Annotated in this window: 12 protein-coding genes and 1 pseudogene; 2 read left to right on the top strand and 11 right to left on the bottom strand. The window is 46.7% G+C overall.

Going from position 1 to position 14,658, the window contains the following annotated elements; all coding sequences use genetic code 11:
- Positions 1-7 precede the first annotated feature (7 nt).
- The 7 genes from IEX98_RS12540 to IEX98_RS12510 all read right to left on the bottom strand — a co-directional run bounded on the left by IEX98_RS12540 (position 8) and on the right by IEX98_RS12510 (position 6,631).
- Positions 8-877, bottom strand: a complete 870-nt coding sequence (locus tag IEX98_RS12540; RefSeq protein ID WP_188889532.1) for a fumarylacetoacetate hydrolase family protein — start codon at positions 875-877, stop codon at positions 8-10.
- Complete coding sequence (locus IEX98_RS12535; RefSeq protein ID WP_188889531.1) at positions 874-1,716, bottom strand: creatininase family protein; 843 nt, start codon at positions 1,714-1,716, stop codon at positions 874-876. Before IEX98_RS12535 ends, IEX98_RS12540 begins: the two co-directional genes overlap by 4 nt.
- Positions 1,717-1,784: 68 nt before the next feature.
- Positions 1,785-2,963: an amidase gene (locus IEX98_RS12530; RefSeq protein ID WP_188889530.1), complete on the bottom strand. Its 1,179-nt coding sequence runs from the start codon at positions 2,961-2,963 to the stop codon at positions 1,785-1,787.
- A gap of 25 nt (positions 2,964-2,988) precedes the next feature.
- The gene (locus IEX98_RS12525; RefSeq protein ID WP_188889529.1) at positions 2,989-3,804 is read right to left on the bottom strand and encodes a cysteine hydrolase family protein; all 816 of its coding nucleotides are present in this window, start codon (positions 3,802-3,804) and stop codon (positions 2,989-2,991) included.
- 74 nt (positions 3,805-3,878) lie between these two features.
- Positions 3,879-4,907, bottom strand: coding sequence for an ABC transporter substrate-binding protein (locus tag IEX98_RS12520; RefSeq protein WP_188889528.1), 1,029 nt, complete (start codon positions 4,905-4,907; stop codon positions 3,879-3,881).
- A gap of 24 nt (positions 4,908-4,931) precedes the next feature.
- Positions 4,932-5,810, bottom strand: coding sequence for an ABC transporter permease (locus IEX98_RS12515; RefSeq protein ID WP_188889527.1), 879 nt, complete (start codon positions 5,808-5,810; stop codon positions 4,932-4,934).
- Between the two features lie 29 nt (positions 5,811-5,839).
- Positions 5,840-6,631 (bottom strand): ABC transporter ATP-binding protein, encoded by a 792-nt coding sequence (locus tag IEX98_RS12510; protein ID WP_188889526.1) that lies wholly within the window; start codon positions 6,629-6,631, stop codon positions 5,840-5,842.
- 286 nt (positions 6,632-6,917) lie between these two features.
- Here IEX98_RS12510 and IEX98_RS12505 point away from each other — a divergent pair, with 286 nt between their 5' ends.
- Positions 6,918-8,510, top strand: coding sequence for a PucR family transcriptional regulator (locus IEX98_RS12505; RefSeq protein WP_188889525.1), 1,593 nt, complete (start codon positions 6,918-6,920; stop codon positions 8,508-8,510).
- Positions 8,511-8,575: 65 nt separating this feature from the next.
- Here IEX98_RS12505 and IEX98_RS12500 read toward each other — a convergent pair whose 3' ends face one another.
- A complete protein-coding gene (locus IEX98_RS12500; RefSeq protein WP_374705340.1) occupies positions 8,576-10,618 on the bottom strand; it encodes a serine hydrolase domain-containing protein in 2,043 nt (680 codons plus the stop codon).
- Between the two features lie 374 nt (positions 10,619-10,992).
- Here IEX98_RS12500 and IEX98_RS12495 point away from each other — a divergent pair.
- Positions 10,993-11,079: pseudogene (locus IEX98_RS12495) on the top strand (DUF2332 family protein); the annotation flags it as partial.
- 7 nt (positions 11,080-11,086) lie between these two features.
- Here IEX98_RS12495 and IEX98_RS12490 read toward each other — a convergent pair.
- From IEX98_RS12490 to IEX98_RS12480, 3 genes are all read right to left on the bottom strand, one after another.
- The gene (locus tag IEX98_RS12490) at positions 11,087-11,599 is read right to left on the bottom strand and encodes a GNAT family N-acetyltransferase (RefSeq protein ID WP_188889524.1); all 513 of its coding nucleotides are present in this window, start codon (positions 11,597-11,599) and stop codon (positions 11,087-11,089) included.
- Between the two features lie 168 nt (positions 11,600-11,767).
- Positions 11,768-13,264: a malate:quinone oxidoreductase gene (locus tag IEX98_RS12485; protein ID WP_188889523.1), complete on the bottom strand. Its 1,497-nt coding sequence runs from the start codon at positions 13,262-13,264 to the stop codon at positions 11,768-11,770.
- A gap of 391 nt (positions 13,265-13,655) precedes the next feature.
- A complete protein-coding gene (locus IEX98_RS12480; protein ID WP_188889522.1) occupies positions 13,656-14,636 on the bottom strand; it encodes a serine hydrolase domain-containing protein in 981 nt (326 codons plus the stop codon).
- Positions 14,637-14,658 lie beyond the last annotated feature (22 nt).

Genomic DNA, 14,658 nt, shown 5'->3' with positions numbered 1-14,658 from the left:
AATACGATTAATCCTCATTCGCTACCGGATTGCACAGCGCTGCGAAACCGCTAATTCTGCATTCGGCAGTATCTCCATGCTGAATCCGAACGGAGCCCGGTGTGCCTGTCATAATGACATCGCCCGGATAGAGGGTCATCATTTGTGAGAAATACGAGACGATGAACCAAGGATGATACATCATATGGGCTACCGTGTTGCTGTGAATCACCTCGCCGTTTCGTATCGTTTCCACAGTTAAGCTCTGCAAGTCAGTTATTTCATCAGCCGTTATCAATTGTGACCCGAGACTGAAGAACGTATCAAATACTTTAGAACGCTGCAGGAATCTAGGATTTCGCGCATGAATGTCCTGACGAGTCATATCCAGAGTGGCCGCAAACCCGGCAACGACGCTCTCCGCTTGCTCTTCCGGTATATTTTTGCAAGTTCGGCCGATAATAATGCCTAGTTCTGCTTCGGCTGTGACATCCGCTGCCGGAGAAGCAGGTATCCGAATCATTTCTTCCGGTCCAATTAGACTGGTGTCGGGTTTCATGAAACAGACCGGTTCGAACGCTGGAGGTGTCGAAGCTAAATCGATCGCTTTCTGAACGTAATTCATGCCGATTCCCCATATTTTACGAGGCTGGCGGAGGATTGGAGCAGGATGAACTTGTTTCGTTTCCAGAAAAGGAATCGACTGCAGCCTTAGTTGCCCGCTCTCCTGATACCAATGATTGAGCTTCTCCAACTGGCCCTGCTGTAAAATATCTGCTATGGAGGAGCACCACGCGCTTCCTTCTAATTCATTGATGGATTTTATTAAATAAAGGCTTCCCTCATGCTCAATAGCTGCTTGCTCTTCCCCGCTATCGTTCAGACTAACAAGCTTCATGATTGATCTCCATTAGCCCGCTGTGGCGGCCTGCCACCCAGAACATCCGTTATTTCAAACTGACAAAGCTCATTCAGCGCCTCGGAAAGCAGCTCTGCAATTCTCTCTTGAATAATCCAGCCTTTCTCAGGCGTTGCAACGGTGGCATCACCGGTAATGCCACTCACGGATATATCGGCCATCTTCCAGCCAAAGCGGATTTTCCCCTCCAGCGTAAGAAAGCGGTATTTGGACATATCAGGAAACTCTTTAACTAGAAACTCGGTTTGAACCCAATCCGGTTTTACGGACATGACGATAGATGTCTCATAATCACCGCCATGAATGCCATACTCCAGCTCCTTCGCTGTCATCAGATCCTCCGCTACATCCAAGCTGCCCGGGCTCAAGTAAAAGACCATCATCCCTGTGCGAATGCGGATTTCACGCGATACCAGATTGAGCAGATCGATATTTCCGCCATGCGTATTGAATAGCAGCAGTTTACGGAAACCGCTGGCGTGCAGGCTGTCGGCAATGTCCATTATAACGCCCTTTAGCGTGTTCGCTGACAGGGAGATCGTGCCGGGAAGACCCGTATGCTCATTGCTCTTTCCATAGGAGACTGGCGGGAGCAGCCATACTTCACTGTCCCCGCTTACGCGTTCCAGTGTCTGCGTCAATGTCACTTCCCCAATTAGCGTATCTGTGTATATTGGAAGGTGAGGTCCATGCTGCTCCACTGCTCCTACTGGCAGAATGACCAACGCCTTCTCCTTGGGCAGCTCCCGCACTTGCTTGCTTGTCAGGCGAGGCAAAAAACGCTGCTCCCATGCCGTGCCTTCATATCGTTGAAACATGTCAAACACCTCTCTTATGGAGCTCAGCTTCTTATCATGCTGGCATGAATTGCTTACTCTAGTGAAGCTTATTTGGGTGTCGATTCCAGCAATGCGGCTGCCCAATCCAGCAACCGTAAATCCTGACCCAGCCCAGCGATTACCGATATCCCGACCGGACAACCTTGTACTTCACCAGCGGGAATCGAGAGCTGCGGCAATCCCGTTAACCCGGCAATACAAGTCAGCTGCATCGTCTTCGCCCTGCGGTCTTCCATTATCGGCCCATTCATTCCAAGTAGAGGAGCCGCTCCGGTCGTAGTGGGAATGATAAGCAGAGCGTCCGTCCCAAGCAGATCGCTGATAGATTGACGAACTTCCAATCGGCGTTTCGCTTGTAACTCCATGTCAGCACGTTCAATACTGCGAGCCCAGGAGAACCGTTCAGCAATGCCCGGTCCAAAGACAGGCTTCTCGCGCGTAATCCATTCGCCATGCTCCTTCCAGATTTCATAACCCTGAATGGTTCTGAACATCGTCATCCATTCCGCTAGTCCCTGAGAAGCAATGCGAATAGATGAGTGGCTCGCACCGGCAGTTCGCATCTCATTCAGATAAGGAGCAAGAGCCTCTAAGCTCTCTGAATCCGCCAGCTCCCAAGCGTCTTCACCAATGATAATCCGGCTAAAACCTGAACTTGGCGCTGAAGTCTCCGGCAAAAGCGCTCCCCCCGCCTGACGAAGCAAACGAAGATCGCGAGCCATCCAGCCAACGGTATCAAAGCTGGCGGCCAGCGGGATAACTCCTTTCTCGGAGACGCTGCCATGGGTTGGCCGCATGCCATAGACACCGCAATACGAGGCCGGTACGCGAATCGATCCGCCCGTATCCGTTCCAAGTGCGAAGTCGGCGAGACCAGCGGCGACGGCAACGGCCGATCCGCTGGATGAACCGCCTGGTATCCGGTCAGGCGCTTTCGGATTTCGAGGTGTTCCGTAATGGAAGTTTTCACCGTTCAGACTGTACATGAGCTCATCTGTTTGTGTGGTGCCAGTAAGCGTTGCGCCTTCATTCAGCAGCATATCAACCGCTGCCGCATGCTCTTGCGCTCTTTCATGGGTTTCCAGCCAGCGCGGGTTCCCCGCTCCATTCGTATAGCCGCGAATAGCAAACACATCTTTGGCCATAAAGCTAAGCCCGTTCAGCATTCCTTGCCCTGTCCTTTCGACCGCCATACGACTGACCACAGCATTCCATTGATCCTCCATACCGCCGACCCTCCTCTCTTTCTAATTAACCTTTCACTGCAGTCATTCCTTCGGGTTGCGCGTACTCGATTTGGCTTACTGCCGAACCGGTTAACTCTTCCATCAACCCGGCTGATTCGGCAACGAAACCGTAGCATTGTTTAATATTATATAGGGCAGCTTCCGTACAGTATGACGGTGAACTCGTAGCCGAACAGTCCTCCAGAAGAATACTGTCATAGCCGAGGCATGCTGCGTCCTGTAAAGTGTGCATTACGCATTGATCCAAGTTTACGCCGGCGAACAGAAGCGTCCGAATGTTCAGATTACGAAGGATGCTGTCCAGCGGTGTATCCCAAAACCCGCTCATCCGGTATTTATCGACATGAATATCATCGGCCGCAATCGTTAACTGATCGATAATCGCTGCCCCCCAACTGCCTTTCTCCAGCACTTTAGAGCCATTCTCCGGCAGCGGCTCGCCAATTCCGACGCCATGACCGTCTGAGTTATAAACATGAAGAACAGATGGCGGTACATTCATCCGGTCCTGCCGGTTGCCCCAGTTCACCCAGATGACGGGCACACCCGCTTTGCGCAGCTCCGGCAGCACCTGATTTAGCCGGTCAACTGGATTAAGCAGCGGACTTGTATCCACTCCAATCGAATCCAGCCAGCCTCCAGGCGTACAGAAATCATTTTGCATATCGATCACAATTATTGCTGTATGCTCCAGATCGAGCATCACCTTTTGCGGCTGAGCTGGTAAAGTTACAGATTGCACGGAAGGCTGCGTCCGTCTTAAATCCACTATCTTGTCAGATACTTTCCAATAGTTCTTTAGGTTTCCTAATTTGATCATTTAGGTCCCTCATTTTTCTGCAAATTGTATGTTGCCGTTCATGCTTGTTGACCATGCTTGAGAAACGTTTATCTTTAAGATTTAGCTAAAAACTCCCCAGTGAATGCCTTCGAAACATCTTGCTCCTTCGACAGTCCCCCAACTTGAAGCATTTGCTTCTGCAACGTATCCCAGCGCTCTTTCGTCATATAACCGATTCCATTGGTCTTCGTTTCCTCATTCAGAACGAACGATTTCTCTTGTTCTGCCTCATAGTTCATCGCTTCGAGCGTCATGTCCGGGTTATAGGTCTGTATGAGCGGGTTCACTGTTTTGTAATTGTCCAAATAGTAGCTCCAGCCCTTTTGGCTTGCTTGCACGACAGCCTCTACGATGTCCGGATGTTTTTTCAAATAATCTTCCGTAGTAAATAGTACATTCGCATAATTCGCATACCCGGAATCAGCAATCTTCAGATAACCAACATCAACGCCTTGCTGAGACAGCACATACGGTTCATTGGTCACGTAGCCCTGGTTCAGCGAGTTAGGATCATTAATGAAGTTGACCAGCTGACCGTTGTACTTCATTTCTTTCACATCTGTCAGCTTATATTGGCTTTTAATATATTCCCAATAAGGAATCGCCGGTGTGACGTATACCGTTTTACCATTCAAATCAGAGAAGTCGGTGACATTTGCCTCTTTATGATACATAAGCACCTGCGGGGTATATTGCATCCCGGCAAGAATGCCGACAACTGGAATGCCTTGCTCTCTTGCTTTCAAAATCTCATCCGCATAGGAAATACCGAATTCTGCCTTACCCGCAGCTACAAGCTGCAAGCCGGACACCTCAGGTCCGCCTGGCTGAATCGTCATATCAATTCCCTTGTCCTTATAGTAGTTCTGCTGCAAAGCGCCAAAGTAACCCCCGTCTTCTCCTTTGGCATACCAGCCCTCGATCAATCTGACTTTTTTCAGCTCGGGGCTGCTGTCCCCTCCGTTTCCGGCAGTGGCTGCAGGAGCGGAAGAATTCGAGCATGCGCTCAAGAGAAGCGTCATTAACAAGACAGCGGACAATAGATATTTGTAGCTCCGTGATTGGATAAGAAGTTTGGACATGTTGAATTCTCTCCCTTTTTTCTATTATTTCATTGCGGATTCATGCCAGGATTTCAACAGCTTGTTCGAAATCAGATTAATGATCAGGAAAAAGACAATTCCTAGAATAGCCGCTGCCAAACCGCAGGCGAATAAATAAGGGGTTTGCAGCCGAGTTGCTGCGACGGTAATACCGTAACCAAGTCCGCCCTGCCCGCCGCCAATACCGGCGATATATTCGCCCACAATTGCGCCAACTACCGCGCTGGAGCAGGAGATTTTTAAACCGGCCATCATGTAGGGCAACGCTGCCGGAAAACGGAGCTTCCAAATCGTCTGCAGCTTGCTCGCATTATAGAGGTAAAATAAATTTTTCATATTTTGATCCGTTGAGTTCAAACCAATCAGCGTATTCGACAAAATCGGAAAAAAGCTGATTAGGAATGAGATAATGACAATGGCGTTGATTCCCGCCCCAAACCAGATCACAATGATCGGAGCGATGGCGACGACCGGAATGGTCTGTAAAATAATAGCGTAAGGATAGACGCTTTTCTCAACCGTCTTGGATAACGCCAACAGTATAGCTACGCCAATGCCGAGCACTACACTGATGGCAAAGCCGATCAACGCCTCAATAATGGTTGTGCTTACCGATGCGATCAGATTCGTGCTGTTATTCGCAGCCGCGGTGACGATATCAGATGGCTTGGGCAAAATGTACGGTGCGATGCCATATAGTCTCACGATCAATTCCCAGCCGCCTACGAATAGAACAAAGACAACAAGCGGAGGCAGAACTTTCTTCAACAGTTTTAAGACGGGATGCTGAGCAGCGGAATGGCCGCTCGGGGCTTTCCTCTTCACAGTAGTCCGGATAGCTGAAGCAGGTTCAACAATCCGGGTTGCTGCCATTTTGTCCATGATGATTCCTCTCCTTTCCTCGCTCATCATTAGTGCTTTAAGACCTCGGAGACGCGTCGTACATAATCGCCAAATGCTGGACGGGTCCGGAATTCATCATCTCTTGGATACAGGGATGGAATATCGATGATATCCGAAATTTTACCGGGGCGCGGCGTCATTACCACCACTCTTGTTGATAGAAAGATACTTTCAAACACATTGTGCGTAATGAACAGCACCGACATTTTCTTGTCCTGCTCCCAAATGTTCAACAGTTCATCCTGCAGTGTTTGCCTTGTAATTTCATCAAGCGCGCCAAAAGGCTCGTCCATGAGAAGCAGCTTGGGCCGGGATATAAGCGCTCTGGCGATGGATACCCGCATCTTCATACCTCCTGAAAGCTCGCGGGGCAGCACTTTCGTATAATCCTTCAAGCCCACCAGCTCCAGCACCCTTTCCCCTTCAGCGACGCGCTCTTTCTTAGAAACGCCGCGCAGTGTCAGCGGCATCGTTACATTGTCAATCAGCTTCGACCACGGCAGCAAGGTATGTTCCTGAAACACAAAGGCAATCTCATTCCGCTTGCGCGCAGCTTTAGGCGAATCACCCAATACGGAGAGGCTGCCGGAGGTTGGCTCCGTCAAGCCTGCGATCATATTAAAAATCGTCGATTTACCGCAGCCCGAAGGGCCGACAAAACAGAGAAATTCGCCCTCTCCTACATTCAGATTCGCATGCTGAACGGCTATCGTGCCGTTCGGATAGATTTTGCCAACATCATCGATGACTAGCATGGTACCCTTATTAGACTCTGTTGCTTGGCGTTCAGTAAGCAGCATCCCAATCCCCCATTTCTCTTAGAAGTTGTGACCAATCATAACTCCAAAATGATTTGTTGTAAATATTCCTAACATCAATTTGGTTCCAAAACTAATAACACCCTAGCTTGATTGTTCGAAAACCAAAATTCCATAATTTAATGTTATATTAAATAACATAAAATACGAGAAACGATTTGCAGAAAGCAGCGGAAAAACGATATAATTTGAAGAAACCCATGAAAACAGCAGATTCCCCTGCACCCCCTGCATGTCAGGTATTATACGGACGAAGGAGCGATATGACGTGCATATAACCGTAGAAGATGCTCTGACTGTCTATCCGCTATCAGAGGGGAGTTTAGTTGCCGGGAGTGAAGGCGTGTATCGGACCATTAGCTCAATCAATCTGATGGATGCGCCGGATGTGATTAATTGGATGAAAGAAGGCGAGCTGCTGTTGACTACAGCGTATGCCATCCGAGATTCTCCTGAGGAGTTTGTCATCTTGCTGCAAAAGCTAAGCGAGCGCGGAGCATCGGGGCTTGGCATAAAGCTTGGCCGTTATTGGAAGGAGATTCCGCAAGCCGTTCTGCTAGAGGCTGATCGTTTGCAGCTTCCTTTAATCGAACTGCCTTTTGCCTTCACCTTCTCTGAACAGATCACCGCCCTATTCCAATCTGAGTTTCAGCGGGATACACGAAAGCTGAATGAACGGCTTGAAATGCAGAAGAAGCTGGTTGATTTTGCAATGCAGGCAGATGAGTATACGAATTATTTTCAAAGTATTCATCGCATATTAGCTCATCCTATAGCTGTCTTTACCTCAGAGGGGGTAATCCTCTACAACGTGACTATATGTTCGGAAACGGAGCTGCTATGCGAGTGGCCATGGCAGACTGATAACCGGTTTTACAAAGCAGCTCATAATCAGTTCTACAGAATTCCTTTGCTTAAAAACGGAAAAACGTACGGTCACCTGCTCGTGCAAACTGAACAGCTGCAGGACGAGATAGAGGGAATCTTCCATCAAGCAGCTGTCATCCTCGCCTATCATCTGGAGGTCATTCAGAATCAGGAAGAGGCAGCTGCCGGCAGGCGGCTTGGCACTGCAATGGAGCGGTATTTGAAAGGCATCGTATCCCAGCAGACGGTGCTTGAGTTTGCGGAAGCATTGGGCAGCGGATTCTGGAACACTCCATTCGTATGCATGATGTCCGCTGCTGAGACAAGCGCGTGGGATCCAAACATGCAGCGGCGCAGATTGCGGGAAATCCAGGATCGGCTGCAGGAGCATCCCAAGACTGCCACTCTCGTATCCCATCATTTCTATGTCTTGAACCGCTTGTATTCCCTATTGCAAATTCCAGAGGACGTGGCGAAGGATCGCAAGCTGTATGAGCATTCCATTCGATTGTATGGGGAGATAATAAATGGATGGAGTCACGGAACAGAGTCATGTACAAGTTTTAGCAGCAAAATCAGAGCAGGTATCGACGCGTTAATCGATGGCTTCCAGGAATGCATGGATGCCGAACGAATCAGCACCGAACTGGGTATTTCCGAATCTGTCGTGCTGTTTGCCGACTTGGAATTCGTGCATCTCTTCAGACATATTCCGCAGGAGGTAATGCGCCGATTTTGCACTTATCTGTTCCAGCCTCTACTGGACAAAGACGAAGAGTACACAGACGAGATGATGCGCACGCTTGAAGCATATTTCGCTAATAACGGTCAGGTCAACGAAACGGCCAGGGCATTATATATTCATCGTAATACTGTGCTTTATCGGCTGGAGAAAATTACGGGGTTAATGAATCTGGATTTGAAAAATAACGACCATTTACTGATGTTGAAGCTTGGGCTTATGTTCCGGGACATGATGATATCCGATAAATAGAAAAGAAGCCAGCTGCCGCAGCTGGCTTCTTTTCTATTTATGTTGAGCAGTAAGTATTATGAGTGCTATTTGGAGAGCGAAATGCCGAATGCCGAACCGGCATTTCCGGCAAATACGATAAATCCATTCTTAGGAAGCACGACTTCATTTTTGCCGCTGATGACTGTGTTGTTAATTAGAGTGCCATTTTCATCGTACACCATGAAGGCGCCTTTTTCCGGGAGTGCAACGGTTAGTTTCTTGCCCACAGCATTAGCGGGGACGGTAAACCATCTTGCATGACCGTTCGCTTGAATCGTAGCGACGGATGTTTTACCTGTATAGAGCGGTTTTACGCCATCCTGGCTGACATATAAGTAGCCTCTCATTTCGAAGTACTCAATACCAGCCTCGTTAAAGAATGTCACTTCTGCTGTATCCCGGCCAGCAATTGCAGGGATTTGATGTTGATTTTCTGCCGTATTTGGACCTGTTATTTTCAAATTGAACAAATAGCCTTCCGCATTGGTTTTAACGGAAATAGGAGCTGCCAGCAGATTCATATAAGCGACAGAACTGTATTTCTCATTAACCGCAAAGTACAACTTTCCTTCTCTTTGTGCCCATGCGTCTGCTACCTCTTTACCTAGCGCTGCAGGTTCAACTTTTTCTCCATTATACTGAGACAATGCGAGCTGTCCCAATCCGGGAACCGAAATGTATTGGCCCATCCATAGATAAGTGCGCCCGTTACTTTCCTTGACGAACCGAATCTTATTGGAGCCCTCCTCATCGAGGAAAGAACCATCCGCTGTGTAAATAAATTTCTGTCCTAGTACAGTAAGTTCTCCGTCTTTAATGTCCACTTTCCACTGGTCGGCCATGGTGTTGTAATAGCCTGCATAAGCGGCAATCTCTTTCGGCATATCGGCCTTGGTTGGCTTTCCGAAAGATTTATCCGGTTGAATTTCTTTAATAGCACCCTTCTCTTTCAAGGATTGCAGCAGCAATTGCGTTGCAAACAACTGATTCAATGAGCTGCTTCCGCCAGAAGTGACAACGGCTACAGCCATATTATGCTCAGGCAGCACCACGAGCGAAGAATGATACAAGGTTGTATCCCCGCCTTTGACGAGCGCCTTTATTCCATAATCGTTAAACGGATACAATCTTACGCTGTCCCAGCCAAGTCCGTAGTCAATGGAACTATCTGCATCTGCAGGCCATAGTCCCTTTTTGTATTCCTCTTGCTCCATTGCTTTTGCTGATTTCTCGGAGAGAATATCCTTCTTCTGCCCCGTGAAGATTTGAGAGAACTTCACCAAATCCTCCGCTGTAGAAAAGATACCACCCGTTCCAATCGCATTGGTTGTTTCCGTAGGAAGCTGCCCCTGATAGAAAGGGGAATAAAGAGCTGCAAAGGAATGAGCATCAAGTGCACCTTGCGGTGTCAGCGTATTGTCCAAACCAAGTGGCTTAGCGAAATATTGATCGATAAATGCCGTGAAAGACATGTTGCTGACTCTTTCTACCAAAATCTCTGATAGCGTAAATCCATCGTTGCAATACACGGAAAACGCGCCGGGATCAGCTTTTAGCTTCTGTGTAGACAACTGCTGGAGCAGTGTATCATGGACATAGGTGTCTGGGTCATTGAATAAAAAACCGCTGATCAGAGTCGAGCCTTGCAGACCCGATGAATGATTCAGCAGCATGCGAGGCGTTATCTTCTTGTAACGCTCATCCTTCATCTTGAAGTCCGTTATATACTGGACAACGGGCGTATCGAGATCAATCTTTCCTTGATCGACCAGTTTCATAACCGCTGCTGCAGTAAACATCTTACTTGTCGAGCCAATGCCATACACCGTGTCCTTCGTTAATGGAACTTTCCCCGCCTTGTCATTCAACCCGGTATGACCCGATACTTTGATATTGCCATTGTCGATTAAAGCATACTGTACGCTAGTCGTACCATACTGCTCAGTTAGCAGTGCGGCTTTCTCAGCGGCAAACTTCTCAAACGACAGAGGGGCAGCAACTTCCTGTGTGGACGCCATTGCCGCTGTTGGTAAAATAGGTGCAAATGCCAAGGCAGTTGCAAGCGACCAAATGATTCTTTTCTTCAAATCCCTTCACTTCCTCTCTTTATTTTTCTTCCTCATGTTAACATCCCAGTCTTTCGTGCCTATTAACGAAGTCTTAACTCTCTCAACCACTTCCGTTAAGATAAAGCTGGAAAATAGGTAAACACGCTGAACTGAAATTTTGTTCACCTTAGTTTGTTACGCAAAGGGAGGAAAATAGTTACATTTGCTTTTGAATTCACCATTCCCTCTTTATTGGATTAACTCTACCCTACCATTTTCATACAATATTAGCGGTAAAACAAGTAACTAGGAGATTAAGTTGCATACACACGATAAATATTTTCTTTAAAGTTTACAAAACCAATTAAATATTATTTATTCAAATGTGATGATACAGTACCATTAAAAGGTAATTAGGTTTAATAGAAATTGGGACAAGTGCGGGGCTGCAGCTTCTTTGGGATAAGTATTGTTATTCCTACAATTCCGCTGAAGATTTCAAGCATGTTAGTTGACATCCAACTTAAATTTCTGACGACTACCGCCTTCTGGACCATTTGAAATTAACTCGTCTAATGGAATGAAACCAAACTTCTGATAAAACTTCCTTGCGGGCTGCCCATCTGGAATATCCTCACCAAATGTAGTAACTACTACTTCTGATGGAACGGTGATAAGTCTCAAAACATGATCTACCAAAGCTGTTGCTATTCCTTTATTTCTCGCTTTCGGTGAAACAGATAACCAACCAATTTTATATTTTGGGGCATTTGATGCTGAAAATAAAATTCCACCGAGCAATTTAGAACCAGGTAATCCATCGTTCTCTCTAACACAAAAAGCTCTATCTTGATTTATATTCTTCTCTAATGCTTGTATAAACTTTGGATCATTTACCATTGGTCCAAATAGGTATTCAACCTCAGAAGCTAGCTCTAACCATTCTTTGAGGTCATCCATTGTTGCACTTACAACCTTCATAAATAACGCCCTTTCGTTTACAATTTCTTGCTTAGTCATACGGCTATCTTAAACTGATGCAATCCTACCATTTTTAGGATAAACCCGACTACTGTCATCTATAAAGCAACAATTTATAAAACATGCAAAAAAACGCGATGCTCAAATGACATCGCGTTTTTCTGTGTATGAACTAGCATCTATAATTGCTTTATACTTATTTAACAACTAACTATATACGCGCTCTTTCTCACTCAAACCAAGCGCATCTGCTGTTGATGCATGAACCTCACGCAGAAGCTCCGGATTTTTCATGAGCGATACGCCATGGGAAGGAATTATTTCTTTGATCTTCGGCTCCCACTCTTTACTGTGCTGAGGGAAGCATTTGCTGATAACCTCAAGCATAACGTGAACAGCAGTCGAAGCACCAGGAGATGCGCCGAGCAGAGCTGCAATCGAGCCATCTGCTGCAGTAATGACTTCCGTACCAAACTGCAAGGTTCCTCTGCCCGCTTGTGTATCTTTAATAACCTGTACACGCTGTCCCGCTACGACCAAATCCCAATCCTCGATCCGGGCATTCGGGATAAACTCGCGCAGCTCTTCCATGCGTTTTTCTTTCGATAACAGGACTTGCTCGATCAAATATTTCGTCAGCGACATATTCTTCGCGCCAGCAGACAACATCGTGACCAAGTTATCCGGTTTTACCGAAGTGATCAAATCGAACATCGATCCGGTTTTCAAAAACTTAGGAGAGAAGCCTGCAAACGGTCCAAACAGCAATGATTTTTTATTTTCGATAAAACGGGTGTCCAAATGCGGAACCGACATTGGAGGCGCTCCAACTTTAGCTTTCCCGTACACTTTAGCATGATGCTGCGCGACAACTTCCGGGTTGTTGCACACCATGAAGATACCGCTAACCGGGAATCCGCCAATATGCTTTCCTTCAGGGATGCCTGATTTTTGCAGCAGATGCAAACTTCCGCCGCCGCCGCCGATAAAAACAAATTTCGCTTGATGGTGTTCCACGCTGCCGCTGGCGTTGCGTACTTTCAAGTCCCACGAGCCGTCGCTCGCGCGGTTCATATTCTGAACGCTATGATTATAGTTGATTTTGACGTTCTTGCTCTTCAGGTGATCGAATAGAATGCGCGTTAAAGCACCAAAATTGACATCTGTCCCCGTGTCGATTTTGGTTGCTGCTATCGGTTCATTCGATTGACGATCTTTTATAATAAGGGGGATCCATTCCATCAATTTTTTAGGATCATCGGAAAATTCCATGCCTTGAAACAATGGATTTTTGGTCATCGCTTCGAAACGCTTCTTCAAGAAAGCTACATTCTTTTCACCTAATACCATACTCATATGAGGCAGTGCCATAATAAAGTCTTGCGGATTACGGATCAGCTTGCTGTTCACCAGATAAGACCAGAACTGCATGGAAAGCTGGAATTGCTCATTAATCTGAATCGCTTTGCTAATATCAACCGAGCCGTCCGGTTTTTCGACCGTGTAGTTAAGCTCGCATAATGCCGCGTGCCCTGTTCCTGCATTGTTCCATTCGTTCGAGCTCTCTTCTCCTGCGCTTTCAAGCTTCTCGAACACTTTAATTTCCCATTCTGGCGCCAATTCTTTCAGAAGTGTCCCTAACGTTGCACTCATAATTCCGGCACCAATTAAGATGACGTCTGTTTTCGTTTCTCTGCTGCTCATTATTACCATCCTTATACCCTAAAATTTGCAGAAAGCATCCAGTCGCTCCTGCTTAGGCCTCTCCAAGCCAAGGCGCAACCTAGTCACACACCTTATTTCGTTTCCATAATAACCTGTCGTCATGTATTGCTATTCATTTGTAGATTAAACTGTCATCAAATAATTATAAGCTATTTACCTGCTGGTGAATAGTGAGAAATCCGACCACAAGACGATCTTTTTGTGTCGATTTGAAGGACTTCTCTATGGAATGTTCGGTTTCTCCGATTCAAAAAGACCCATGCTCTATGGCATGGGTCTTCAGAAACGTTATTTAATAGAGATAACGATAGCAAACAACAAGAAATTCGAGCACCATTATATGGTATATTAATTTGTAAACAACCAATCATTATAACTTATCATTAACAGCGGGAATGATCCAATCCCTAATCAGTGGCCATCTGTCAGGAGTATGCAGGAGAAAAGCCGATGCAATAGCTACGACTAGACCTTTCTCGGGTACGCAGCAAATGATATTTCCGCCATCGCCCACAGCTGAGTAGGCAAAAATACCGTTCTCTTCCCTTACCCACCACAGATAGCCGTATTGATTCGCATTCATCGCCGTCGACTCCTCAATCCAGCTCTTCGAAATAATTGGCTGGCCCTCCCATTCACCGCGGTTCAAATAGAGCTGGCCAAAAAGCGACATATCACGTGGTGTTAACGTTAGCCCCCAACCACCTGTTGAATAATTGTGCGGATCGTTAACCCACCCCTTCACCTCACTCCCAAACAATTGATCAAAACCGAAAGACGTAACGGGATCATCCGGAATTTCTCGCATTCCGATCGGTTTGAATAAACGTTCATTCGCAAATTCACGAGCGCTTTTGCCAGTGGCTCGGGTAATAATTGCGGATAATACATGTGCCCCGGCCGTTGAATATTTGAAGGTTCCTATCGTGCCGTTGTGTCCCATTAAATCCAACGCATACTGGATCCAGTCCGGCTTCATGCACATTTGATCCAGCGGCTCGCGCCAGTCTTCGAAAGCATAAGGAGCTGTCATCGTAAGCAGATGACGAATGGTAATGTCAGGTTTCACCCCTGCATTAGCATTTGGAACATATTCGGGAAAGAAATCCAGCACTTTCGTATCAGCACTCTCTATATATTTCTCATCGATTGCAATCCCAATGAGGGCAGACACGATACTTTTTGTAACCGAAGCCACATGCTGTGCATCTTCCGGGCCAAAACCATTGTAATAATCCTCATATACAATTGATCCATTTCTAGAGACAACAATGCCATTAATGTTGCTGTAGTCGGATTTGATAACAGAATCAAGTGCTGAATCAGTATCCGCTTCGAACTTTCCATTCATTGAACGTCCTCCCTTTATCACT

It is taken from the genome of Paenibacillus radicis (ex Gao et al. 2016) (assembly GCF_014641555.1).
GTDB lineage: Bacteria > Bacillota > Bacilli > Paenibacillales > Paenibacillaceae > Pristimantibacillus > Pristimantibacillus radicis.
Note: the sequence above shows the minus strand (reverse complement) of the source record. Positions and strands in the feature narration are given on the sequence as shown.

Excerpts from the sequence above, each read along its gene's own strand:
- IEX98_RS12535 (WP_188889531.1), bottom strand. The coding sequence starts at position 1,716 with ATGTTTCAACGATATGAAGGCACGGCATGGGAGCAGCGTTTTTTGCCT.
- IEX98_RS12530 (WP_188889530.1), bottom strand. The coding sequence starts at position 2,963 with ATGGAGGATCAATGGAATGCTGTGGTCAGTCGTATGGCGGTCGAAAGG.
- IEX98_RS12520 (WP_188889528.1), bottom strand. The coding sequence starts at position 4,907 with ATGTCCAAACTTCTTATCCAATCACGGAGCTACAAATATCTATTGTCC.
- IEX98_RS12515 (WP_188889527.1), bottom strand. The coding sequence starts at position 5,810 with ATGGACAAAATGGCAGCAACCCGGATTGTTGAACCTGCTTCAGCTATC.
- IEX98_RS12485 (WP_188889523.1), bottom strand. The coding sequence starts at position 13,264 with ATGAGCAGCAGAGAAACGAAAACAGACGTCATCTTAATTGGTGCCGGA.
- IEX98_RS12510 (WP_188889526.1), bottom strand. The coding sequence starts at position 6,631 with ATGCTGCTTACTGAACGCCAAGCAACAGAGTCTAATAAGGGTACCATG.
- IEX98_RS12490 (WP_188889524.1), bottom strand. The coding sequence starts at position 11,599 with ATGACTAAGCAAGAAATTGTAAACGAAAGGGCGTTATTTATGAAGGTT.
- IEX98_RS12480 (WP_188889522.1), bottom strand. The coding sequence starts at position 14,636 with ATGAATGGAAAGTTCGAAGCGGATACTGATTCAGCACTTGATTCTGTT.
- IEX98_RS12540 (WP_188889532.1), bottom strand. The coding sequence starts at position 877 with ATGAAGCTTGTTAGTCTGAACGATAGCGGGGAAGAGCAAGCAGCTATT.
- IEX98_RS12525 (WP_188889529.1), bottom strand. The coding sequence starts at position 3,804 with ATGATCAAATTAGGAAACCTAAAGAACTATTGGAAAGTATCTGACAAG.